The following is a 22,156-nucleotide window of genomic DNA, read 5'->3' as shown; positions in this document are numbered from 1 at the left end:
TAATTATTTAGCGCTCAACTCTAGCTCATCTGTTTGCTGATTTATATTGAATTTAAATCGCGATAAAAAATTCATTCCTAGCAAACCTTGCCCACGGGTGTTTTCAATACTCAACACTTCAAAACCATAAATAATTTGCGAGCCCACTTTAAACGATTCAATTTGATAACGCTTTACAACAATTTGACCGTTAGCTGTGTTTACCGTTACATCACCTAAATACAAAGGTTGTGGCGAAATTTGCTCAATTATACTTGTGGGTAGTGAGGTTACGCTTGCGCCTGTATCAATCATTAGTTCGGTCGATAGATTGTTATTTATTTCGGTGTTTATTAAGTAATGCGCGCCGTAAGGCGTTAAAGCAACGAAGTCGTCTTGCGATTGTGCTTTATTGATCATCGCTTGCAGTGTTTGCACTTGGCTTTTTAGATTGTGCTGGTTTGGCATTCGATCAAGGGTTGCTTGTGCGCTAATTAAATCGCCTTGCTGATAGTAGGCATACGCAAGCGGATATAAAAACTGCGCGTTATCGCTTTTATAATCAAGCCAAATTTGTGTTTGCTCAATAATAGCTTGCCAATTTTGTTGCTCAGTTAATGTGTGTAATTCGTTTTGAGTGAGCGTATTTAAACGTGTATTTACATTACTTTGCTGATCAGCAGGCAGTAATGAATTAAGCTCAAATAAAGCAATAATGGCATTTTGTGTTTGCTCGCTATTTATTAAATACTCAACCTGTAAATTAAGTAACTCTACGTTATAAGGGCTGTTATTTAATAGCGCATTGAGAAATGACTCGCTGAGTAATAAATTGCTATTTAGCCATGTTTTAAGCTGCACTAGCCACGATGAATAAAGGTTTTTTGCGATTTCTGGATTGCTGTTTTTGAGTTGTTGATAGCTACTAAGTGCGGCTTCAAATTGGTGTTTTTTAAACTGCTGCTTTGCCGTATTTAATAGCGTATTTTGTTGTTTAGGCGATATGCTTTTTTCAGCACCTTGCGTTTTTTGTACTTTGGTTGGCGCGGGCTGCGGCCACAATAAATAAGCGTTAAGGCTAAGTGAGCCAATTAATAGCAAGGTAATTAGCTTGGTATAGTGGCTCATTGTGACCTCTTATTTAATGCAATTGGTATTATTTAATAAAGTGCGTTAAGGCATGAATATTGGCTATTTCAATATCAGCCAGCCCTTTATAAGCATAATTGGCGCCTTGATCGTTTAACCATACCGATTGGCAACCGGCATTATTTGCGCCTTGTACGTCGGTATCTAGGCTATCGCCAATATGTAAAATTTCACTTTTAGCAACGTTTAAGTGCTCGGCGGCTTTATCAAATAAGGTGCTGTGAGGTTTTGCTTTACCGTGCATACCGGCTTGTAACACGAGTTCAAATTTATTGTGTAAGTTAAAGCGTTCAATTTCAACATTACCATTAGTTATAGCAACCAGCGTAAAGTGCTGGGCTAAGTTATCTAGCAGCTTTAGTACGTCGTCGGTTACCACTATTTTACTGCGCGCATCGGCAAAGGCGTTGTAGGCAGCATCGGCATGGTACTCTACCTCTTGCTCGTTCAAATCTAGTTTAGCAAGGGCTAAGCGCAATGTATGTTGGCGCCATTTAGTGACGTTATCAGCAAGTTCAGGTAACTGTAATACGGCTTCATTGCGGCATTGTTGCCAGTATTTTTGGCCTTGGGCTAAGTAGCTAGGGAGCGCGTTTAAATAATCTTGCTGCGCTTTAACCGCTGCTTTTATAATGGGGTGATTGTTGTAAAGAGTGTCGTCTAAATCAAAGCTCATGACAGAAAATGGCTTAATAGCACGATTAAATCGGATCATATTTATTTACCTAATCAGTTCGTTTTTTTGCACGAGGGTGAGTGTTGTCGTACACCTTGGCTAAATGTTGAAAATCTAAATGCGTATACACTTGTGTAGCCGACAAACTGCTGTGCCCTAGTAATTCTTGCACAGCGCGTAAATCACCAGATGATTCTAAAATATGTGACGCAAACGAGTGGCGCAGCTTATGCGGATGAACCTGCGAGCTAATACCTTGTTTTATTCCCCACTCTTGCATGCGTAGGCGCACTTGGCGAATCGAAATACGGTTTTTTTGGCTACTTAAAAATACTGCTATTTCATCGGGCTTTGCAAACTGAGGGCGTATTGTGAGCCATTTTTTTAATGCGTCTAACGCTTTTTTGCCCACCGGAATTAATCGCTCCTTATTACCTTTACCACGCACTAAAATTTCACCATTGGCAGCGCTAATATCTTGCATGTTAGCGCCAACTAACTCGCTTATACGCAGCCCTGATGAATACATTAACTCCATCATTGCTTTATCTCTAATTGCGAGAGGTTCGTCGTCGGGTATTTCGAGCAAGCGTGCCATTTGATCTACATCGAGATTCTTAGGTAGGGGCTTTGCAAACTTAGGGCCTTTTATACCTATTGCCGGATTATGGTAATGCGATTGCTCGGCAATATTTTTTGCTTTTAAAAACTTATATAAGCTGCGAATACAACTGAGCTTTAAGCTAATTGTACGGCCACTTAATTGTTTTGATCGCAGTGCCATGCTGTAGCGGCGAATATGCTCGCCTTGTACGCCAAACCAGTCATCACATAGTTTGCTAAAATAGAGGGCTGCAAAGCCAAGTTGGCTTACGTATTGATTAACTGTGTGCGCTGAATATTGTTTTTCAAACTTTAAATAATCGCTAAATAGCATTATGGGTGTACGCCAGTGGTCGCTTAGCGCGGTAATATTAGGCGCATCGTCACTCATGCTAGTTTTTGTAACCGCAGGTGTAATGCGTTTATAAAGTCGAGCACAAACAGGTTATCTTGCGCGGGCTCAAAATGGTTTACGTTATTGCTACCAAACGCCAAAATAGCGATAGGGTGCTTGGTGTCGCCAATTAAATAAATAGCGACGGATTGTGTATCTTCACTAAATAATTGTTCGCGCTCTTGTTTATTAATTCGCCCTAAATAATGCCCAGAATGGGTAAGGCGATGCGCAATAAGCTCGTCGTACTCGGGATTGTATTTTACTAATTTGCAGTCGTTAACATCTTCACTTGAGCAGATTATATTGCGTAGATTATTTGCAAGAGTGTCAAAATCGTCATGATTCCAAAGCTGGCGATGACATTGGCTAAACAAACGATATACGAGCTCGTTTTGCGTTGCATGCTTGCTCATAGCATCTATTTGGCTTTTTAAAAGCGTGTTGTGCTCGCGTAATTGACGTTGCTGAATATGTACTAGTGACGTTGCACCTTGAGCTTGCTGTTGCAGCTCAAGTTGTGCGAGTAGCTCGGGGTGATGAACTAAAAAGTCAGGATGTTGCTGTAAGTAATTAATAATCTGCTCTGTACTTAGCTCGCTCATAGTGCTACTTGTCCGTCGAAAACATGCTCTGCGGGACCAGTCATGCGTACCGGGTGACCTTCACCACTCCAGCGCACTTGCAAAGTACCGCCCGGCAAATCTACTTGAACGGTTGTTGATAGTTTATTTTGCATATGACCAATCACCATCGCTGCACATGCACCTGTGCCACAGGCTAGGGTTTCGTTAACGCCGCGCTCCCACACTCTTAGCTTAATGTGTTCTTGCGATACAACCTGCATAAAGCCAATGTTCGCTTTTTGGGGAAAGCGTTCATGGTTTTCAAGTAATGGACCCAATATATCAACTTGCGCGGTGGTTACGTCGTCAACCTCTAGCACGCAATGCGGGTTACCCATAGATACCGCGCCACTAAATACAGTGTGTTCTTGCGTTCTAATAATATAAGTAAGCTCGCGTTTGCTGGCTTTTAACGGAATTTTACTTGGCTCAAAATTAGGATGGCCCATGTTAACAGTTACTTGACCGTCTTTTTCTATGTAGAGCGTTAAGTTGCCCGACTTAGTCGATACACTAATTTTGTGCTTGTTAGTAAGGCCTTTCATGCGTACAAAGCGGGCAAAACAGCGTGCGCCGTTACCGCATTGTTCTACTTCGGTACCATCGGCATTAAAAATTCGATAATGAAAGTCGAGATCAGGTGAATATGGTGCTTCAACCATCAGCAATTGGTCAAAGCCAATGCCAAAGTGGCGATCTGCCAGTTTTTTGATTTGGTCTCGCGACAAAAAAACATTTTGTGTAATGTTATCAATCACAACAAAGTCGTTACCTAAGCCGTGCATTTTGGAAAAATTAACTAACATAGCGCTCTAATTCGGTTTTGCTCTGTGCTAATCATGCCACAGAGCAGCTAGTAGACAAAAACGTTTATGGTAAAACTTTCTCACCTTGATAAAGGCTTTCAATAGTTTCGCGTTCACGAATAAGGTGATGCTGCTGACCATCTACCATAATTTCTGCAACACGCGGGCGCGAGTTGTAGTTTGAGCTCATTGTAAAGCCATATGCACCCGCACTTCGTTGTGCAAGTAAATCGCCTTGTTTGAGTGCAAGTTCGCGGTCTTTTCCTAAAAAGTCGCCGGTTTCGCACACCGGACCCACAATATCAAAGTTGTGAGTAGGTGTTTCGTCGTCGCGAACGGATACCGGAATAATTTTTTGCCACGCTTGATAAAGCGCAGGGCGAAGCATATCGTTCATACCAGCATCTACAATTGCAAAAAACTTGTCTTGGTTTTGTTTGATAAATTCAACTTGAGTGACCAAAATACCTGCGTTAGCTGCAATAGCGCGCCCTGGTTCAAAAATAAGTTCAAGATGTTTGTAGTTAGCTAAGCGTTCGGTAACTTGCGCTGCATATTCACTTGGGTGTGGTGGTTGCTCGTTGTCGTATGGCACACCTAAACCGCCGCCAATATCTAAATGAGTTAGCTCAATACCGTTAGTTTTTAGCTCATCAATAAGCGCCATTAATTTATCAAGGGCTTCTAAAAAAGGTCTAACTTGCGTTAATTGAGAGCCAATATGGCAATCGACACCAATTACTTTTAAACCAGGTAAAGCCGCTGCTTGTTGATAAACACTCACTGCTGTTTGAATATCAATACCAAATTTATTTTCTTTTAAACCGGTAGAAATATACGGATGTGTTTTTGCATCTATGTCTGGGTTTACGCGAATAGAAATAGGCGCTTCTAGGTTAAGCTCGCAAGCCACTTCAGAAATACGCTCAAGCTCAGACGCCGACTCTACATTAAAACATTTAATGCCCAGTTTTAATGCGTAAGCTATTTCGTCAGACGTTTTAGCCACGCCTGAAAAAACCACTTTAGAAGCATCGCCTCCCGCTTTAATTACACGCGCTAGTTCACCTTTAGATACAATATCGAAACCCGATCCTAAGCGCGCTAATATATTAAGTACGGCAATATTTGAGTTTGCTTTTACAGCGTAACATACCAAGCTTTTATGATTTTTAGTGGCGTTAGCAAATGCTAAGTAATGGCGCTCAAATGTAGCACGCGAGTATACATAACACGGCGTGCCGTATTGCTGCGCTATGCTTGCTACGCTGACGTCTTCGGCAAATAATTGGTTGTTTTTGTAGTTAAAATAATCCATTTATTGCTCCTGACTTTGCGATGCTTTAGCTTGCTCAGCGGTAGTGGCTGGTTTAGCTGTATTTTGAGGTTGGTTTTGCTCTGTTTGTTGCTCTGGTAAATATAACGGACCGCTTTGTCCGCAGCCAGCTAAGGCGCTTAACAGTACAGTGCTTATTAATAGTCTTTTTAATTGTAAGGTATGTGTCGCTTTCATTAGATTAATACGGTTGCTGGCTTTATAATCGCAGAGTAACAGAATATCTAAAAAATGCAGCTATTCGCGGATGATTTTATTCCTGTTACACTAGCTGCACATTTTTAAAGCTAATTTAAAGCTAAAACGTACCCAATATTAGGCGGCTCGCCTGCAAAGGAAATAACAATGACTGAACACGAATATCACCAATTAGCCGAAGCTCTTATGTTCACTATTGAAGAGCAGGTTGATGATTGCGAAGCTGATTTAGATTATGAATCGGCACAAGGTATTTTAGAAATTATTTTTCCTGATAAAAGTAAAATAGTGATCAATAAGCAAGCACCTCTTCACCAAGTATGGGTTGCGACTAAGTTTAACGGACATCATTTTGAAATGCGTGATGGGTTATGGATTGATAACCGCTCTGGCGCTGAATTTTGGGCGTTTATAAATGAAGCCTCAACTCGCCAAGCAGGCCAAGAAGTTAAGTGGCAATCATCACTATGAGTTTAGAATTTGTAGAATATGCAGCCCAAAGTGAACACAAAGCAACGGTTATTTGGTTACATGGTTTAGGTGACTCTGGGGATGGTTTTGCGCCAGTAGCCCCACAGCTAAATTTACCAAGCGAGCTTGGTATACGGTTTATTTTTCCGCATGCGCCAGTGCAACCGGTCACCATAAATGGTGGCATGGAAATGCGCTCTTGGTACGATATTAAGTCTATAGAATTAGATAAGCGTGCCGATGAACAAGGCGTAAGAGATTCTGCTGCAAAGGTAGAAGAGTTAATTAATAAAGAAATTGCTAATGGCATTCCTGCTAATAAAATAATTTTAGCTGGTTTTTCTCAAGGTGGTGTTGTGTCTTTGCATTTAGCGCCGCGCTTTGAGCAAAAGCTTGGGGGTGTTATGGCGCTTTCTACTTATATGTGTGTGCCACACAAATTTGCTGATGAAGCAAAACATACTGATTTAAACGTATTTATGGCTCATGGTAGCCAAGATAACGTTGTACCGCACAGTGCGGGTAGAAATGCGTTTGAAGTATTAACAGCACATAACATGGATGTAAGCTGGCAAGAATATCCAATGGCTCATCAAGTTTGCGCAGAAGAATTGCAAGCTATTCGCCAATGGTTAATTGCTCGTTTAAGCTAATTTTGGAACCGCTGAGGTCAATATGAGTCAAAAAATAGTTATAAAAGCAAATGTTAAACGCGAATTACAACAGAGCGTACCAACGGTAAGCTACGAGTGGAATTGGCGTCGTATTGTGAGTATTGCTATGTTGGTATTAATGACCTCTGCAGCAGTTGTTTATGGCTTAACCACCTCTGTTAATGCAGATCAAGGTGAGCACCCAAATGAGCAGGAACAATTCTTAAATTTCAGCAGTAACGCTGAAAACCAAACAAGCGATGAGGTAATGGATGTTGAGCCTCAATCATCAGTAAATAATACCCCTGCTGAGTCTGTAGAGGTAACTCAAGCGAGTATTGAACCTTTGTTAGCTGAGCAAAATGAGACTCAACTAAGCATTTCAAGTAATACACCTGCCGAAGTAGACCTTGTAAATAATCCCCCGGCTTTGTTGGCTAACAACAATATTGTTACTGATCAAAGCGAAAGTATTAATACAGAGTTAAACTCAAACCTTGATAATGATGAGCAAGAAGAAACCGCAGAAGCCCAAAACGTAACTGAGCCTGCAAGTCAAAGTGACTTACTTTTAGAGTTAGAAAGTGATGATGGCGCATTGAGTGGCACTGAAGGTTTTTCCTCTACAGCACATGTGGCAAGTGTGGCATTGGGGGCGCAAATAGACACGGGTAAAATTAGTCGCGCGGTACTTACTCGTAAAGTAAGTAAGCGTGAGCCTACTAATGTGTTTGCTGCTGATATTAGGTTAAGCCAGTTTGAGGAAGGGTTATCGTTTTTTAGCGAGATTAAAAACCTTCAAGGCCAGCAAGTTAAGCATGTTTGGTCGTTTGAAGGTGAAACGATGGCTGAAATTACACTTAATGTTACTTCGCCTCGTTACAGAACGTACTCAACAAAAAATATAATGAACACACAAACAGGTCATTGGCGTGTTGATGTAGTTGATGAGCAAGGTAATTTAATTGCCCAAAAAGAATTTAGAATTTTAGCTGACTAAAACTGGCTAAACGCAGTAATTAATTGGATACCCCTATGACAGAAAAAACAAAATTAGTACGCATCGCAACGCGCAAAAGCGCTTTAGCACTTTGGCAGGCCGAATTTGTAAAAGCAGAGCTTGAGCGTTTTCATGCAGATGTGCGCGTAGAATTAGTCCCAATGTCGACACAAGGGGATATAATTTTAGATACGCCATTGGCCAAAATTGGCGGTAAAGGCTTATTTGTTAAAGAACTAGAGCAAGCCATGCTAGATGGCCGAGCTGATATTGCCGTACATTCTATGAAAGATGTGCCAGTAGAGTTTCCTCAAGGGCTAGCACTGCATACTATTTGTGAGCGTGAGGATCCACGCGATGCGTTTGTATCAAACAATTTTGCAAATTTAAGTGCCCTACCACAAGGCTCTATTGTGGGCACTTCGAGCCTACGCCGCCAGTGCCAAATTAAGGCACTTCGCCCTGATTTAGATATTCGTGATTTACGCGGCAATGTAAATACGCGTTTAGGTAAATTAGATGACGGCCAATATGATGCTATTATTTTAGCGGCTGCAGGGCTTATTCGTTTAGAAATGGAGTCGCGTATTGCTGACTACATTGAGCCAGAAGTGTCATTACCAGCAAATGGTCAAGGCGCTGTAGGTATTGAATGTCGTATTGATGATGAAGTAACCAAAGCATTACTTGCACCACTTGAGCATACACAAACACGTATTCGCGTAAACGCAGAGCGTTCGATGAATCGCTATTTAGAAGGTGGTTGCCAAGTTCCTATTGGTGCTTATGCATTGGTTGATGGCGAACAAGTGCATTTACGTGGTTTAGTTGGTGCTGTTGATGGCAGCGAAATTTTACGTGACGAAGTAACAGGCCATGTAAATGACGCAGAAAAACTAGGTATTGAGCTTGCTAAAAAATTACTAGCTCAAGGTGCAGACAAAATACTAGCTGAAGTTTATAGAGACGCATAAATGACACATATTCTGATAACTCGGCCCGAAGGAAAAGGCGCAGCCCTTGCACAGCAACTTGAGCAAGCGGGTTATCAGGCGTCTTTATTTCCGGTATTAAAAATAACGCATTTAACACCCTCCAGCACTGAGCTTAGTCCACTATTAAATGCAGATAAAATAATATTTATATCGCAAGATGCAGTCAGTGCACTTTCGCAATTAAAACCAGATATAAATACCAAAGCGCAGTTTTATGCGGTTGGACAACAAACAGCCGATGTTATATATGAGCAATTTGGTGTGCGCGCAGCAGTACCAAAGCAGTATGATTCAGAAGGGTTACTTGCGCTTAAATCACTCGCCGAGGTGGATGGCTGTAATATAGTATTAGTTAAGGGCCAAGGTGGCCGCCCTGAGTTAGCTAAAACGCTCAAAGAGCGCGGTGCTTTTTTGAATAATTGTGTTGTGTACAAACGTGAACCGACAGAGAGTATTACCTCTAACTGGACAGACCACTGGAAAAGCCAGAATGTACACGGTATAGTCATAACAAGTAATGCAGCAGTTGATGCTATATTTAAAAGCCTTACTGCAGACCAACTACAATGGTTACAACAGTGCCGATTTTATGTTGCTAGCGAGCGTATAGCCGCTTATTTAAAGCTGCAACAGGTAAGTTCGGCTAATATACACATTGCAGCAGGGGCTAGCGATAATGCTATGTTTACCTGCATAAATCAGCAAGGTAGCAACATGAGCGAACAGTCAAAGCCAGTAACGGCAGAAAAAGCCACACCAACAATAGCTAACACGACCTCTGCTAAATCAACTAAGCAAGAGCCTACAGCTACAAAAAATACGGCAGACAAAAGTAAACAAAAAATAAGTAAGGTTGCAGTACTTGCGCTTCTTATTTCGTTAATTGTGGCCTCTGGTGTTGGATACGAGTTTTATCAAAAATTAAATGCTGGTAAGGCGCAAAACCTAGCCGTTAATGAGTTAAGCGAGCAAAATAAGTTACTCACCCAGGAGCTGCAAGCACTTAAATCGGCGCAATCTAATTTGCAACAAGCGCTGTTTAATAGTGAAGAAAAAGTTGCCGCAGCCCTAAATGAAAGTGCAGTTCAAAATCAGCAAGAACTAAAAGCGGCTTTGCAAAAGGCGCAGCAACAAGGCTCATCGTTAAACCCGCAAGAAGTAACCAGCTTACAGCGTATGGCTGAGTTTAAACTATGGGCTGAAAAAGACTACCAAGGCACTAGTGCTGTTTTAAAGCGCTTAGATGGATTACTTAGTGAACATCCAGGAACAGTTGAAGTTCGCCAAGCGATTATGCAAGATATACAAACACTTGATAGCCTTAAACCTGTTGCAACAGAGGCTATTTATTTACAGCTAAACAGTGTACTAAGCAGTATTGACGACTTAGTTTTTAATGCGGTTAATTTACCAGAAGAAGCAGCTGCAATAGATGAAAATGCTTTAAGTGGTGACGTGAGTGATTGGCAGCAAAACTTGAGTAATAGCTGGAATAAAATTGTGGATAGCTTTATTACTATTCGTCAGCACGAAGGTGTTTCCATTGAGCCATTACTTACGGATCAAGAGCGCCATTTAATAAATCAACGAATCAAGCTTAATATAACTCAGGCACAAGATGCACTTATGAGTAAGCAGGCGAGTATTTTCTTTAGCGCCTTAAGTGAAGCAAAACGTTTAGTTGGTGAGTACTTTAAGCAAGACGATGATACAACTAAAACGGTACTTAAAGCGTTGTCTAAACTTGAAAAAGAGCAGCTTAACTTTAATCCAAAAGTAACCTTAAACAGTACACAAAAGGTTAAGGAGTGGGCGCAATGATAGGGCTAATTATTTTAATTGTAGCTATTGTTGTTGTACTAGCGGTTACTCCATTCGTTCTAGATGAAAAAGGTTATGTACTTATTTCATTTAACAATACGACGATAGAAGGCACGATAGTATCGTTTTGTATAATGGCAGTCATTACCGCTGTTGTTTTATATTTAACATATAAGTTAATTCGTTATTTATTATCGATTTATCATAATACTAAGCATGGCTTTTTTGCACGTAGCCAAGAGCGCAAACAAGCAGCTATTGAGCAGGCTCTTTGGAGTGCTATTAATGATGATTACGAGCACGTAGAACAGGCTTTATCGGGTAATAGCGTACCAGATAAGTTTGAAGATATTCGCTTAGCATTACTTGCAAAAGCAGCGCTTGCTAATAATCAAACAGATAAAGCACTTGAGCGTTTATTTGAAATAAGCCCAGAGCATCAATTAAAAGTAGCAAAGCTATGGTTGGCAAGTGGCGATAGTAGCGCGATTGAATCACAAATGCGTATTAGCGCAGAAGCTAAAAAAGCCACCGCACTTGAGTTAAAACTTTATGCAGAAGTATTAGTACAGCAACAACACTTTAGTGCGCTGGAAGACTTTTTGCCGCGTTTACTGCGCAAAAAAGCACTTACTGATGCACAGTGGACGCAGTTATTTAGTGCTTATTTTAGTGCGTTAGATGCAGACAAGCTGAGTGAAAAATATAAACAGCTGCCTAAAAAGCTGCAAGCTCATGCCCACACCGCATATTTAATGCAAATGGCGCAAGCAGGTCAATTGGCTGTTATTGAAAGTGACTTAATTAAAATGGTTAAGCACAATGAGCAACACTTAGAGCTTGCCAATATATTAAGTAAAGCAACAGCAGCCGATGCAGCTAAGTTGCAAATAAGCATTCAAGAACGGCTTAAGAAGGATGATTCAAATAATTCACTATTACTTGCGCTAGCTTGCCTTGCTAATGCTAAGGGTGATTATGACTTAGCAGCTAGAATTTTTGATAAAGCACTGAATAGTGAAAATAAAAAACAGTTCTCTGAACAAGCTGTGTTGAGTTATAAAAATAGTGCACAGGCAGAAAAGGCGCTCGTTTTATATCAATAAATGACTACACTATAATTACATAGCATTTTTTGTAGTTCAGGAGCACAAGCTTTGAGACAGTTTTTAATATTAACCCTTAGCTTGGCTTGTGCTTACTTCTTTACAGGATACTTTAGCAACTCACTTCTTTCTGTAGATGGCTATGCGGTCGCCTCCTGGCCGCCCTCAGGAATTGCTTTAGCGAGCTTTTTAATTTGGGGACGTAAGTCATTTATTGGCCTTATTATTGGGGCTTTTTGTACTAACTTAATTCACCTTGAACGCACCGTAGATATTTTTCATTTTATTGTGCTTTTACAAGCTATAGGCATTACTTTAGCCTCTGTTTTACAGGCTTGGATTGGCCGACAAATTATAGTGAATGTTATAAAAGCGCCGTTGGATTTATCTTCTTTAAAACACAGTGTTCAAAGCTTAATAGTAGCGGGGCCAATATGTTGTGTTATTGCTGCAGGTGTAGGAACAAGTTTATTAGCATTGAATAATGTGATTCCGACCAATGCTATTTTTGATAACTTTATAGCATGGTGGATTGGCGACAGTATTGGCGTACTTATATTTACACCTTTAGTACTCGCCGCTTTTAATTACACACAAGTACGCCACCGTATGCTGGTAATTTTACCCTCGCTATTAATTTACATACTGATCAGCGTTAGTTTTTATGGCGCTGCTAGTGTTAAAAAAGAAAAAGATATTCAAAAGCAAGAAGCCAAAATACTTTCTGTGCAAAATGCTATAAGCCAAAAGCTCGATGGTATTACTGCTCATTTAGGCTTATTAGCTACATATTTTGCTAGTAGTAGTGACGTGGATTTTAAAGAGTTTAAACAATTTACTTCAAAGCAGTTGGGCTACAGCCAAGAAATTCTGGCTTTTGAATGGATACCTTATATACCAGCAAATAAACTCGCAGATTTTGAAACACATGAAAATCCAGCCACAGGCAAACCTCTATATATAAAAGAAAAGTCACTAGATGGAGCTTGGCAACCAGCAGGTACGCGTAGTAATTACTTTCCAGTAAAGTACGTATATCCCTTAAAAGGTAATGAAGATGTTTTAGGGTTTGATTTAGCTTCTAGTAAAGTAAGAGGTGCAGCGCTTAGCAAAGCGAAAGAGCTTAATGAACTTGCACTAAGTGAGCCAATTAACTTGGTCCAAAATACAGCCGAACACGGTGTGCTTTTTTTATATCCTGTTTTTAGAGAGTCCTCTACCGAAGATGATTTTCAAGGCTTTGTGGCAGCGATAGTCAGTCTGAAACGCTTATCGCAAACACTATTATTTGATCACAACAACTCAATTTCAGCTAGTTTTTTTGATACAACGGTACCAGGGAAAAAGCAGGCAATTTATATTGCAGATACCGCTAATTCGCAAGCGCTATTTAAAGAATATCAATTGTTGATTGGCAAACGTATGTGGCAGGTTGAGTTATATGAGCCAATAGTTAGAACGTCTTGGTTAGTATATTGGCTTGCACAAATAGTAGGTATGTTGTTTGTGTGGTTACTGATTACATTTTTGATTTCAGTTACAGGTACAAACATACAAATTCGCGAACAAGTGGCCAAGCAAACACATACATTACGCAAAGAAAAACAAAAAGCAGATGAAGCGAGTCATATTAAAGGACAGTTTTTAGCAAACATGAGTCACGAAGTCCGCACCCCTATTAACGGTATAAAAGGGCTGCATTATTTAGCGCTGCAACAGAATGATTGGCAACAAGCTAGAAGTTACATTGAACAAGCAGATGGAGCACTGGGTGTTTTACTGCGGGTATTAAACGATGTGCTCGACTTTTCAAAAATGGAAGCAGGCAAGCTAGACTTAATGCAAGAGCCTATTAACGTAGCGAGTTTAGCGGATGAAATGCTTAATTTACTTCAGTTTGAAGCTGACATTAAATCAATAAAGTTAAGTCTCGATTTTGATAAAACATCAAATTTGGTCATTAATACCGATCCAATCCGCTTAAAACAAGTGCTGCTGAATCTGCTCAATAATGCGGTTAAATTTACAGGGGAAGGTGAGATCACTCTGAAAATTTGGCAGTCGAAAAAAATGACTTACTTTAGTATTAACGATACGGGTATTGGTATTAGTAGCGAAGCACAAAAACAATTGTTTAAACCGTTTGCGCAAGCCGATAGCTCAACCTCACGTCAATATGGTGGTACAGGCTTAGGGTTAAGTATTTGCAGAAAGCTGGTTGAGTTAATGGGTGGTGCAATTGATTTAGTCAGTTATGAAGGCAAAGGTTCTACATTTACATTTAGTTTGCCGCTTATATCGCCTTTACCAAAGGCAGGGCAAATTCAGCAGCAATACAACGAAATAGACGTAAGTACATTATCATTTACAGGCTATAAATTACTTTTAGTAGAAGATAATCCACTTAATCAGCATGTTGCTAATGCTATTTTAAAAACGAAAGGCTGTATTGCCGACATTGCTAACGATGGTTTTGAAGCCATAGAAAAGCTAGCCGAAAATAGCTACGACATTGTGCTTATGGATATTCAAATGCCAAAAATGGATGGACTCAAAGCAACAAAAGTAATTCGTCGTGATTTAGAGTTAATTGATTTACCCATAATAGGGCTATCGGCGAACGCCCATGACGATGACGTTAAAAAGGCACTAGCCTGTGGAATGAATGGCTATATTACCAAACCTATTGATGCAAATACGCTTTTTAAAACTCTTTGGCATCACTTATCAGGAAAATAGGCTATATCATTTTTTTGCACAAAAAGCAGACATATGACCGCTAAAACTTACCGCAAATCATATAGACTTGAAATATAACTGTATCTGCGTATCATGCGCGCAAATTTAACTAAACTGGGTTGCTATTATGATCAATAGAAAATTACCTTTGCTAGATATTCACCGCCATTTAGACGGTAATGTACGTGCGCAAACCATATTAGAACTTGGTCGACAGTTTAATATAGAGCTACCTGCAGATAACGTTGAAGCATTAATCCCTCATGTTCAAGTTATTGATCCTGAACCAAACCTCATGGCTTTTTTACAAAAGTTAGATTGGGGAGTTACTGTGCTTGGCGACTACGATGCGTGTAGACGTATCGCAATTGAAAACATTGAAGATGCACAAGCACAAGGTCTTGATTATGTGGAGCTTCGATTCAGCCCTTACTACATGGCACAAAGCCAAGGTTTACACCCAGAAGGCGTTGTAGAGGCAGTTGTTGATGGTATTAAATCAGCAACAAAGGGCGCAAATATAAAAGCTAACTTGATTGGTATTTTATCGCGTACTTATGGCGTAAAAACGTGTCAAAAAGAGCTTGATGCATTACTCGCATTTAAAAATGATTTAGTCGCTGTTGATTTAGCCGGTGACGAAATTGGCTTCCCGGGTGAGTTGTTTGTAGAGCACTTTAAACAAGTACGAAATGCGTATTTAGCTTCGACTGTCCATGCTGGAGAAGCACTTGGTGCTCCAAGTATTTGGCAAGCAATTAATGAGTTGGGTGCGAGCAGAATAGGGCATGGCGTTAAAGCAATTGAAGATCCAAAACTAATGGATTATTTACGCGATAACCGTATTGGTATTGAGTCATGCTTAACAAGTAATATTCAAACCAGTACAGTAAACGATTTAACTAAGCACCCACTTAAACAGTTTTTAGATCATGGTATTTTAGCGTGTATTAATACTGATGATCCTGCGGTTGAAGGTATTGAAATTGAGTATGAATATACCGTTGCTGCACCTAAAGCAGGCTTGTCTCAAGCTGATATGGAAAAAGCCCAAAAAAATGCGTTAGAAATAGCATTTTTAAGCGATGGCGATAAAAAAGAACTTTTAGCACTCGTTAGCGCACGTTAATTTAAGAGCATTAAAAATGCCGCTTTATATAAGCGGCATTTTTGTATCTGCAATTTAATGTGTTTGGCAGCTTATGTAATTATCGTAAAGCGCTTTAAGTACGTCTGCTCGGCTGATCATACCGATTACTTTAACACCCTCTACAACAGGGTAGTTTTTTGGTTTACCAGGCTGCATCTGCTGTGCAAGCTCAATAATGTTGGTATCGCCGCTAACGGTCACTACCTCTGTTTGCATAAGCTGCGAGACTTTAACCATCCCATCACAAAAATAACTGCTTTGCGTAAGTGGTTTTAACAGCTCTTGCTCTGATATAAATCCAACTAAGTATTTATCTTTATCAAATACTGGTGCGCCAAGTAGTTTAAATTTTTGTAGTTCTGCTATGGCTGTCGTCATTTCTGTATCTGGTGTGATATATGGCAACTTGCGTTGCATAAAATCTTTTACTTTTGTATTTAGCATTTGGGTCTCTCCCGCTGATGTTCTATACAAAGTATGGTTTATAGATAGGGATTTAGGAAATTGTTTATATTGATGGAGTTGATAGGTTTTAACTATTAAATATTTGTTGTTATAAAAATAAAGGCACCGATTAGGTGCCTTTATTCATAACTGAAAGTAAATTTCAATTATTTGATAAATGCGAATGCATCTGCGTACATGTTTTCACGAATTGCACCATGAGTAATAAAGTCATCACGGACAATACCTATCATGTCAAAACGACCTGCCATATAAATATCGTATGGTTCTAGTGACACAATATCTTGCATTACTGCTTTGTGTACGTAGCCAGTGTGTCCTTGCCAATTAGCAGATGGATTTTCTACTACAGGAATAAACTTAAAGTTCTCATGGCTATCTGCCCATGTTTGCATTTCTGTATGTGCATATAAAGCAGATTCTTCTTTTACGCCCCAGTAAAACAATACAGGGCGCTCGCATTTTATTTCAGCTAAATGATCAGCCATTGATTTTGCGTATGAAAAACCAGTACCACCGGCGAGTAAAATAATAGGGCGCTCACATTGCAGGCGCAACTGTGAAATACCCAAGCCAGCTTCAATGTCTACTAACTGCCCTGTGGTATGGGCGTTTCGTAAATGCTCTAACGATTGCATTGCATACGAATCGGCACCTGAGGCGCCAATATGCAGTTCTATTGCATCGCACTGTGAAGGGCGACTAGCTATAGAAAAAGCACGTTTGTCTTTTTCGCCTAATACGAGTTGCATGTATTGGCCAGCTTCAAAGGTCACAGGTTGTTGTGGCTTTAAAATTACTTTATGAACAAATTCTGTAAGTGGGCTGATAGCTACAACTTCAGCTTTTAATGTTTGCATTTTTTACCTTTTAGCAGCGCTTGTAACAGCAGATACGCAATCGAATAGCTAGATTCTAGCATATCTGCAGGGTTATTTTATAGCCTGATATGTACTTACATATAAACACTTAAACAATATTAAGGCTTTCCCAAATATCATCTACGCGGTCTTTGGTGTCTTTATCCATAACAATAGGCTCGCCCCATTCGCGGGTGGTTTCGCCAGGCCATTTATTGGTAGCATCCATTCCCATTTTTGAACCAAGACCTGAGACTGGTGATGCAAAATCGAGATAATCAATAGGTGTGTTTTCTATTAATGTTGTATCACGCGCTGGATCCATTCGGGTTGTTATAGCCCAAATAACATCTTCCCAATCGCGGGCGTTAACATCGTCATCGCAGACGATTACAAATTTGGTGTACATAAACTGACGTAAGAACGACCAAACTCCCATCATCACGCGCTTCGCATGGCCTGGATATTGTTTTTTCATTGTTACAATCGCCATACGATATGAGCACCCTTCAGGCGGAAGGTAAAAGTCGACAATTTCAGGGAATTGCTTTTGTAGTATCGGCACAAACACTTCATTAAGTGCCACACCTAAAATAGCAGGCTCATCAGGCGGACGGCCAGTAAATGTGCTGTGATAAATAGGTTCTTTACGATGCGTTAAATGAGTGACCGTCATTACTGGAAAGTCATCGACTTCATTATAGTAACCGGTATGGTCACCATAAGGGCCTTCTGGCGCCATTTCACCAGGCATTATGTAACCTTCAAGTACTATTTCTGCACTGGCAGGGACTTGTAGGTCATTTGAAATAGATTTTACAACTTCGGTTCTGCTGCCACGTAATAAGCCAGCGAATGCATATTCGCTTAGAGTGTCAGGTACAGGCGTTACGGCACCTAATATAGTGGCAGGATCGGCACCTAATGCTACCGATACAGGGTAGGGTTGCCCTGGGTTTTCTTTACACCATTCTTGAAAATCAAGCGCGCCACCACGATGTGACAACCAGCGCATAATTATTTTATTTTTGCCTAATAATTGCTGGCGATAAATACCTAAATTTTGGCGCTTTTTATAAGGCCCTTTAGTAACGGTAAGGCCCCAAGTAATTAATGGTGCTGCATCACCTGGCCAGCAATGCTGAATAGGTAATTTAGTTAAATCTACATCATCACCTTCTAAAACTACTTGTTGGCAAGGCGCTTTTTTAACTTCTTTTGCAGGCATATTAAGCACTTGCTTAAAAATAGGTATAGCGCCTAGTGCTTCTTTAATACCCTTTGGTGGATCAGGTTCTTTTAAAAAAGCGAGTAGCTTACCCACTTCGCGAAGCTCGCTAACATCTGTTTGGCCCATGCCCATTGCTACGCGTTTTGGTGTACCAAATAAGTTGGTAAGCACCGGCATATCGTAGCCTTTTGGGTTTTCAAATAATAACGCAGGGCCTTTTGCACGCAATGTGCGATCAGATATTTCGGTCATTTCAAGATACGGGTCGATTTCTTGGGTGATACGTTTAAGTTCGCCTTTTTTTTCAAGCAAATCGATAAAATCACGTAGATCTTTATATTTCATTGTGGGCCGCTATTAAGCAAAAGAGTTAAAGTATTATACCCATTTCATGCAAGGCAAGTCATTACTTGCACTTAAAACTTAAAGCGCTCTACGGCACTCGTTAAAGAGTGTGCAAGTTGGTTTACGTCTTCACTTTCGCTTGCTAGGGTTGTCGCGTTTTGGGCATTCAAGGTTGCTTGCTCTGTCACCTTTGCCATTATTTGTTGAATGTCGCCACTGTTAGTCAATTGCTCATGTGATGCATGAGCAATTTGCTCACTCATCTGATTAACAGACAACAATGTGCTTTTAATACGCTCTACGGCTTTATTTAGTTCAGTGCTGTTTTTAACACATTGCTTGGCTTGGTGTTGGCCATCAGTAATGTGTTCTTGAGTTGTTTTAGTGTGTTGTTGCAATGTTTGGATCATGGTGTTTATTTCGCTAGTCGAGGTTTGTGTACGTGCAGCTAATGATCGAACCTCATCAGCAACTACAGCAAACCCGCGTCCGTTTTCACCCGCTCGCGCTGCTTCAATTGCAGCATTAAGTGCAAGTAAGTTAGTCTGCTCGGCAATGCTACTAATTGTTTCAACAATGGCTTCAATTAGCTGAGTGTACTGTGCGAGCTCTTCTGTGCTGCCTACTGCTTTATCAAGACGCTGCAATAAAGTTTCTATACTTAGACTATTTTGATTAGCAATCTCGTTTACATCATTTGCAAATTGCGATGCGTTTGTTATTTCACTTGATGTTTTATCTGCTTGTTCATAAACCGCTTGTGAGTTGATTAGCATATTGTGTGCAAGCGATGTTGCCTGCGCGCTTCGCTCTAACTGCTGTTGTGCAACAACCGTCATTTGCTGACCTTTTTCACTGGTTTTAATAGCGCTGCTGTCTAGTTCGTGGGCGTCGCTACTAATTGCACCAATTAGGTTAGTAAGGTCTTCACTGAGTTTATTTATGTTATTTAGCAAAGTACCAAATTCATCCTTACTACGTGGGTGGCTTCGCTTTGATAAATCACCTGAGGCGATTCGGGCTAAATCGCGGTTTACTTTTTTAAGCGGTTTTAGCATTGCGCGAGTTGTAAAAATAGAGATAGCGATAATCAATATAATTAAAACAATCGTAATAATTACTACAGAACTAATCCCTGTATTTATGGCGGCCTTTGCATTAGTTTGTAAGGCATTAAAGCGCTCATCAGCCAATTTATTAAGTTCAATAAGCTGATCTTCTGTTGTTATAAATTGCTGTTGAAAGTGTTCAAAATTTTGAGCCGCAGCAATAGTACTTTTGAGTACTTTATTTTGTTGGGCATAAATTCCTGTATCGTTGTTAAGTAACTCTCTTAATTGATTAAACTTAGCCGTTAAATTTTTAGCATTAAACGCATTATTAAAAGGTAGCGCTTGTTGCTCTAAATAGGTGAAATTAGGTTGGATGTTATCTAGTAGAAATAGAGTATCTTGCTGATGGCTATTTAAATCATTGATACTTGTAGTTTGAGTAATGCTTTTTATATTATTACTTAAGTTAAACAATAAATCGTCTATACGGGTCGCTGTTCCAAACATAGCATTAAGTAACGCCTGCTGTTTTACAGGCACTTCTAAAAGTTCTATATCAAGTAAGTTAGAACTTAAATTGTAAAGTTGCTCGTTAAACGTTGCTGATAATTCTATGGTGGAATTTTGCGCTACAAACTTACGCTCTTTAGCGCTAAACATTGCGACACTTACTTCAGTCAGTTGCTCGAAACCTGCGTTGGTACTGGTGAGTAAATTTTGCATTGTTATTTGTTGATTTAGTTGAGTGCTTAACGAATTGAGCATATCGCTAAATTGTTGTTGCTCAACTTGCGCCTGTTTTTTATTCTGTTGAAGTAAATCAAGGTTTGCTTGGCTGTAAGCTAAGGCGTTAAATTTGGTAATAGACAGTAATGATAGCCTTAAATCTTTGCTGAACTGTTGTACCGGAACCGCTAATTTTTCGGTTCGGGTATTGTTAACGCTAATTTTGTTTAATGACCAATAAAAAAATACACTACTTGTTAGCACCAATATGCCAATGGCTGTAAAGGCTAAAATTATTTTATGTTTGATCGCAATTGAACGCATAACTTCATCACAATAATGGGTCTTTAATTATTGTAGCATTATTGTAATTTATTGGTTGTTTTTATGTTAGGCCTTGGTGCACTGTCTTTTTTTACCTGCAATGATTAACATGGCTTCATTGCCCTTACCCCAAAACAGTACCTCTTCATTTATATATTTATTCCCTGAGGCACTTTTTTCGTGATTAAGTACATGCACTTTATTGTTAAAGATAAGTTCGGCTTCAGAATTGTTAATGATGTTGAGTTTTACGCTCTCATCATCGCATTGGTAAGCAGTACTGGTTTTTAAATCACTACAAGCGGTTAAGCTTAGTAAAATAGCGATTAATGCTAAATATACTTTCATTTTTCCTCCCATCTTCTTTAAGCGTTAGTTAAAACATAGGGCAAAATTTTAATCTAATGTAAGAATAACAAAGCAAAATTAACCGTTGGTGAAAGTAGCGCTTTAAGTTATGTTTATAGCAATATTTTTTGAGCTCGGAAGCTTTATGGCAGGTACTAACCTTTTAACGTTATTAGATGATATAACCACTTTACTTGATGACATTGCGACAATGAGTAAGGTTGCAACAAAAAAAACAGCGGGTGTATTAGGCGATGACTTAGCGCTCAATGCACAGCAGGTTACAGGTGTAGCAGCAGAGCGTGAATTACCGGTTGTTTGGGCTGTGGCAAAGGGCTCATTTTTAAATAAAGCGATACTCGTACCCGCTGCTTTATTAATAAGCGTATGGCTGCCTTGGTTAATAACACCGCTTTTAATGATGGGTGGTTTGTTTTTATGTTTTGAGGGAGCTGAAAAAGTATTTGCTAAGTTTTTGCCTCATAACAGTGAAGCGGTAGACGAAGATGAAAAGTTAGATTTAGTTGAGTACGAAAAACAAAAAATAAAAGGGGCAATAAGAACCGACTTTATTCTTTCTGCCGAAATTATTGTGATTACTTTAGGTACTGTGGCTGGTGCTACATTGCTTAATCAAGCTTTAGTGCTTTGTGTTATCGCAATTATAATGACTATTGGTGTTTATGGCTTAGTGGCAGGTATTGTAAAACTGGATGATGCAGGGCTTTATTTACTCAACCAATCAAAGGTAACAGCTAATAAATTTAAAGAATTACTTGGGAAAGGCTTACTCGCAGCAGCGCCTAGGTTGATGCAGTTTTTAGCATTTGCGGGCACCATCGCGATGTTTTTAGTAGGTGGCGGGATTTTAGTACATGGTGTTGAGTTACTGCATCATACTCAAGTCGATGTAACAAACTATGCCCAATCTGTTGCTGGCGGTACAGGAGAAGTATTAGCTCCTCTGTTGTTTGATGGTTTGCTAGGCGTGATTGCTGGCTTAGTTGTCGTGCTTATACATGTAGGTTATACAAAGTTATTTAAAAAATAGCAGACACATTTAGTTATCATTTTCGTTACATTTTATAAGACTTTATATATTA

21 protein-coding genes are annotated in these 22,156 nt (G+C 39.8%); 9 read left to right on the top strand and 12 right to left on the bottom strand.

The annotated features are described in order from the left end of the window. Positions 1-3: 3 nt before the first annotated feature. The 7 genes from H5116_RS17110 to lptM form a co-directional block, all read right to left on the bottom strand. Positions 4-1,107 carry a retroviral-like aspartic protease family protein gene (locus tag H5116_RS17110; protein ID WP_149603365.1) on the bottom strand — a complete coding sequence of 368 codons (1,104 nt, stop codon included), beginning with the start codon at positions 1,105-1,107 and terminating at the stop codon, positions 4-6. 28 nt (positions 1,108-1,135) lie between these two features. Then, positions 1,136-1,843 (bottom strand): HAD-IA family hydrolase, encoded by a 708-nt coding sequence (locus H5116_RS17105; protein ID WP_024594612.1) that lies wholly within the window; start codon positions 1,841-1,843, stop codon positions 1,136-1,138. Between the two features lie 10 nt (positions 1,844-1,853). After that, a complete protein-coding gene (locus H5116_RS17100) occupies positions 1,854-2,798 on the bottom strand; it encodes a tyrosine recombinase XerC (protein WP_182716699.1) in 945 nt (314 codons plus the stop codon). Then, positions 2,795-3,406 (bottom strand): DUF484 family protein, encoded by a 612-nt coding sequence (locus tag H5116_RS17095; RefSeq protein ID WP_182696170.1) that lies wholly within the window; start codon positions 3,404-3,406, stop codon positions 2,795-2,797. Before H5116_RS17095 ends, H5116_RS17100 begins: the two co-directional genes overlap by 4 nt. Next, on the bottom strand, positions 3,403-4,233 hold the full coding sequence (dapF, locus tag H5116_RS17090) for a diaminopimelate epimerase (protein ID WP_002960987.1): 831 nt from the start codon (positions 4,231-4,233) through the stop codon (positions 3,403-3,405). The genes H5116_RS17095 and dapF overlap by 4 nt, the downstream gene beginning before the upstream one ends. A gap of 64 nt (positions 4,234-4,297) precedes the next feature. Continuing rightward, positions 4,298-5,551 carry a diaminopimelate decarboxylase gene (gene lysA, locus H5116_RS17085; protein WP_002960983.1) on the bottom strand — a complete coding sequence of 418 codons (1,254 nt, stop codon included), beginning with the start codon at positions 5,549-5,551 and terminating at the stop codon, positions 4,298-4,300. Further along, positions 5,552-5,746 carry an LPS translocon maturation chaperone LptM gene (gene lptM, locus H5116_RS17080; protein ID WP_024594615.1) on the bottom strand — a complete coding sequence of 65 codons (195 nt, stop codon included), beginning with the start codon at positions 5,744-5,746 and terminating at the stop codon, positions 5,552-5,554. Positions 5,747-5,914: 168 nt separating this feature from the next. Between lptM and cyaY the strand changes: the two genes are divergently transcribed. From cyaY to add, 8 genes are all read left to right on the top strand, one after another. Beyond that, the gene (gene cyaY / locus H5116_RS17075; protein ID WP_002960979.1) at positions 5,915-6,238 is read left to right on the top strand and encodes an iron donor protein CyaY; all 324 of its coding nucleotides are present in this window, start codon (positions 5,915-5,917) and stop codon (positions 6,236-6,238) included. Next, entirely contained in the window at positions 6,235-6,891 is a 657-nt protein-coding gene (locus tag H5116_RS17070; protein ID WP_002960978.1) for an alpha/beta hydrolase, read from the top strand. Before cyaY ends, H5116_RS17070 begins: the two co-directional genes overlap by 4 nt. 22 nt (positions 6,892-6,913) lie before the next feature. Next, positions 6,914-7,891 (top strand): DUF2914 domain-containing protein, encoded by a 978-nt coding sequence (locus tag H5116_RS17065; protein ID WP_182716698.1) that lies wholly within the window; start codon positions 6,914-6,916, stop codon positions 7,889-7,891. A 35-nt stretch (positions 7,892-7,926) separates the two neighbouring features. Further along, positions 7,927-8,865 carry a hydroxymethylbilane synthase gene (gene hemC, locus H5116_RS17060; protein WP_024605933.1) on the top strand — a complete coding sequence of 313 codons (939 nt, stop codon included), beginning with the start codon at positions 7,927-7,929 and terminating at the stop codon, positions 8,863-8,865. Then, positions 8,866-10,707: a uroporphyrinogen-III synthase gene (locus H5116_RS17055; RefSeq protein ID WP_182693358.1), complete on the top strand. Its 1,842-nt coding sequence runs from the start codon at positions 8,866-8,868 to the stop codon at positions 10,705-10,707. Beyond that, positions 10,704-11,813, top strand: coding sequence for a heme biosynthesis HemY N-terminal domain-containing protein (locus H5116_RS17050; RefSeq protein ID WP_024594619.1), 1,110 nt, complete (start codon positions 10,704-10,706; stop codon positions 11,811-11,813). The genes H5116_RS17055 and H5116_RS17050 overlap by 4 nt, the downstream gene beginning before the upstream one ends. Before the next feature lie 51 nt (positions 11,814-11,864). Then, on the top strand, positions 11,865-14,552 hold the full coding sequence (locus H5116_RS17045) for a CHASE domain-containing protein (RefSeq protein WP_182716697.1): 2,688 nt from the start codon (positions 11,865-11,867) through the stop codon (positions 14,550-14,552). A gap of 127 nt (positions 14,553-14,679) precedes the next feature. After that, the gene (gene add, locus H5116_RS17040) at positions 14,680-15,681 is read left to right on the top strand and encodes an adenosine deaminase (protein WP_039486862.1); all 1,002 of its coding nucleotides are present in this window, start codon (positions 14,680-14,682) and stop codon (positions 15,679-15,681) included. Between the two features lie 54 nt (positions 15,682-15,735). Here add and H5116_RS17035 read toward each other — a convergent pair whose 3' ends face one another. The 5 genes from H5116_RS17035 to H5116_RS17015 form a co-directional block, all read right to left on the bottom strand. After that, positions 15,736-16,146, bottom strand: a complete 411-nt coding sequence (locus H5116_RS17035) for a CBS domain-containing protein (RefSeq protein ID WP_182716696.1) — start codon at positions 16,144-16,146, stop codon at positions 15,736-15,738. Between the two features lie 167 nt (positions 16,147-16,313). After that, on the bottom strand, positions 16,314-17,027 hold the full coding sequence (fre, locus tag H5116_RS17030) for an NAD(P)H-flavin reductase (protein WP_182694198.1): 714 nt from the start codon (positions 17,025-17,027) through the stop codon (positions 16,314-16,316). A 109-nt stretch (positions 17,028-17,136) separates the two neighbouring features. After that, positions 17,137-18,603, bottom strand: a complete 1,467-nt coding sequence (gene ubiD, locus H5116_RS17025) for a 4-hydroxy-3-polyprenylbenzoate decarboxylase (RefSeq protein WP_182712540.1) — start codon at positions 18,601-18,603, stop codon at positions 17,137-17,139. Positions 18,604-18,674: 71 nt separating this feature from the next. Continuing rightward, the gene (locus H5116_RS17020) at positions 18,675-20,705 is read right to left on the bottom strand and encodes a methyl-accepting chemotaxis protein (RefSeq protein ID WP_182716695.1); all 2,031 of its coding nucleotides are present in this window, start codon (positions 20,703-20,705) and stop codon (positions 18,675-18,677) included. A 66-nt stretch (positions 20,706-20,771) separates the two neighbouring features. Then, positions 20,772-21,053 carry an MliC family protein gene (locus tag H5116_RS17015; RefSeq protein ID WP_182696161.1) on the bottom strand — a complete coding sequence of 94 codons (282 nt, stop codon included), beginning with the start codon at positions 21,051-21,053 and terminating at the stop codon, positions 20,772-20,774. A gap of 145 nt (positions 21,054-21,198) precedes the next feature. Between H5116_RS17015 and H5116_RS17010 the strand changes: the two genes are divergently transcribed. Next, positions 21,199-22,104, top strand: a complete 906-nt coding sequence (locus H5116_RS17010; protein ID WP_024595166.1) for a DUF808 domain-containing protein — start codon at positions 21,199-21,201, stop codon at positions 22,102-22,104. Positions 22,105-22,156: the final 52 nt, after the last annotated feature.

This window comes from Pseudoalteromonas sp. SG45-2 (assembly GCF_014164115.1).
Classification (GTDB): Bacteria; Pseudomonadota; Gammaproteobacteria; order Enterobacterales; family Alteromonadaceae; genus Pseudoalteromonas; species Pseudoalteromonas distincta.
Note: the sequence above shows the minus strand (reverse complement) of the source record. Positions and strands in the feature narration are given on the sequence as shown.

Coding starts and splice junctions, on each gene's coding strand:
- H5116_RS17110 (WP_149603365.1), bottom strand. CDS start 1,107: ATGAGCCACTATACCAAGCTAATTACCTTGCTATTAATTGGCTCACTT.
- H5116_RS17105 (WP_024594612.1), bottom strand. CDS start 1,843: ATGATCCGATTTAATCGTGCTATTAAGCCATTTTCTGTCATGAGCTTT.
- H5116_RS17100 (WP_182716699.1), bottom strand. CDS start 2,798: ATGAGTGACGATGCGCCTAATATTACCGCGCTAAGCGACCACTGGCGT.
- H5116_RS17095 (WP_182696170.1), bottom strand. CDS start 3,406: ATGAGCGAGCTAAGTACAGAGCAGATTATTAATTACTTACAGCAACAT.
- dapF (WP_002960987.1), bottom strand. CDS start 4,233: ATGTTAGTTAATTTTTCCAAAATGCACGGCTTAGGTAACGACTTTGTT.
- lysA (WP_002960983.1), bottom strand. CDS start 5,551: ATGGATTATTTTAACTACAAAAACAACCAATTATTTGCCGAAGACGTC.
- lptM (WP_024594615.1), bottom strand. CDS start 5,746: ATGAAAGCGACACATACCTTACAATTAAAAAGACTATTAATAAGCACT.
- cyaY (WP_002960979.1), top strand. CDS start 5,915: ATGACTGAACACGAATATCACCAATTAGCCGAAGCTCTTATGTTCACT.
- H5116_RS17070 (WP_002960978.1), top strand. CDS start 6,235: ATGAGTTTAGAATTTGTAGAATATGCAGCCCAAAGTGAACACAAAGCA.
- H5116_RS17065 (WP_182716698.1), top strand. CDS start 6,914: ATGAGTCAAAAAATAGTTATAAAAGCAAATGTTAAACGCGAATTACAA.
- hemC (WP_024605933.1), top strand. CDS start 7,927: ATGACAGAAAAAACAAAATTAGTACGCATCGCAACGCGCAAAAGCGCT.
- H5116_RS17055 (WP_182693358.1), top strand. CDS start 8,866: ATGACACATATTCTGATAACTCGGCCCGAAGGAAAAGGCGCAGCCCTT.
- H5116_RS17050 (WP_024594619.1), top strand. CDS start 10,704: ATGATAGGGCTAATTATTTTAATTGTAGCTATTGTTGTTGTACTAGCG.
- add (WP_039486862.1), top strand. CDS start 14,680: ATGATCAATAGAAAATTACCTTTGCTAGATATTCACCGCCATTTAGAC.
- H5116_RS17035 (WP_182716696.1), bottom strand. CDS start 16,146: ATGCTAAATACAAAAGTAAAAGATTTTATGCAACGCAAGTTGCCATAT.
- fre (WP_182694198.1), bottom strand. CDS start 17,027: ATGCAAACATTAAAAGCTGAAGTTGTAGCTATCAGCCCACTTACAGAA.
- ubiD (WP_182712540.1), bottom strand. CDS start 18,603: ATGAAATATAAAGATCTACGTGATTTTATCGATTTGCTTGAAAAAAAA.
- H5116_RS17020 (WP_182716695.1), bottom strand. CDS start 20,705: ATGCGTTCAATTGCGATCAAACATAAAATAATTTTAGCCTTTACAGCC.
- H5116_RS17015 (WP_182696161.1), bottom strand. CDS start 21,053: ATGAAAGTATATTTAGCATTAATCGCTATTTTACTAAGCTTAACCGCT.
- H5116_RS17010 (WP_024595166.1), top strand. CDS start 21,199: ATGGCAGGTACTAACCTTTTAACGTTATTAGATGATATAACCACTTTA.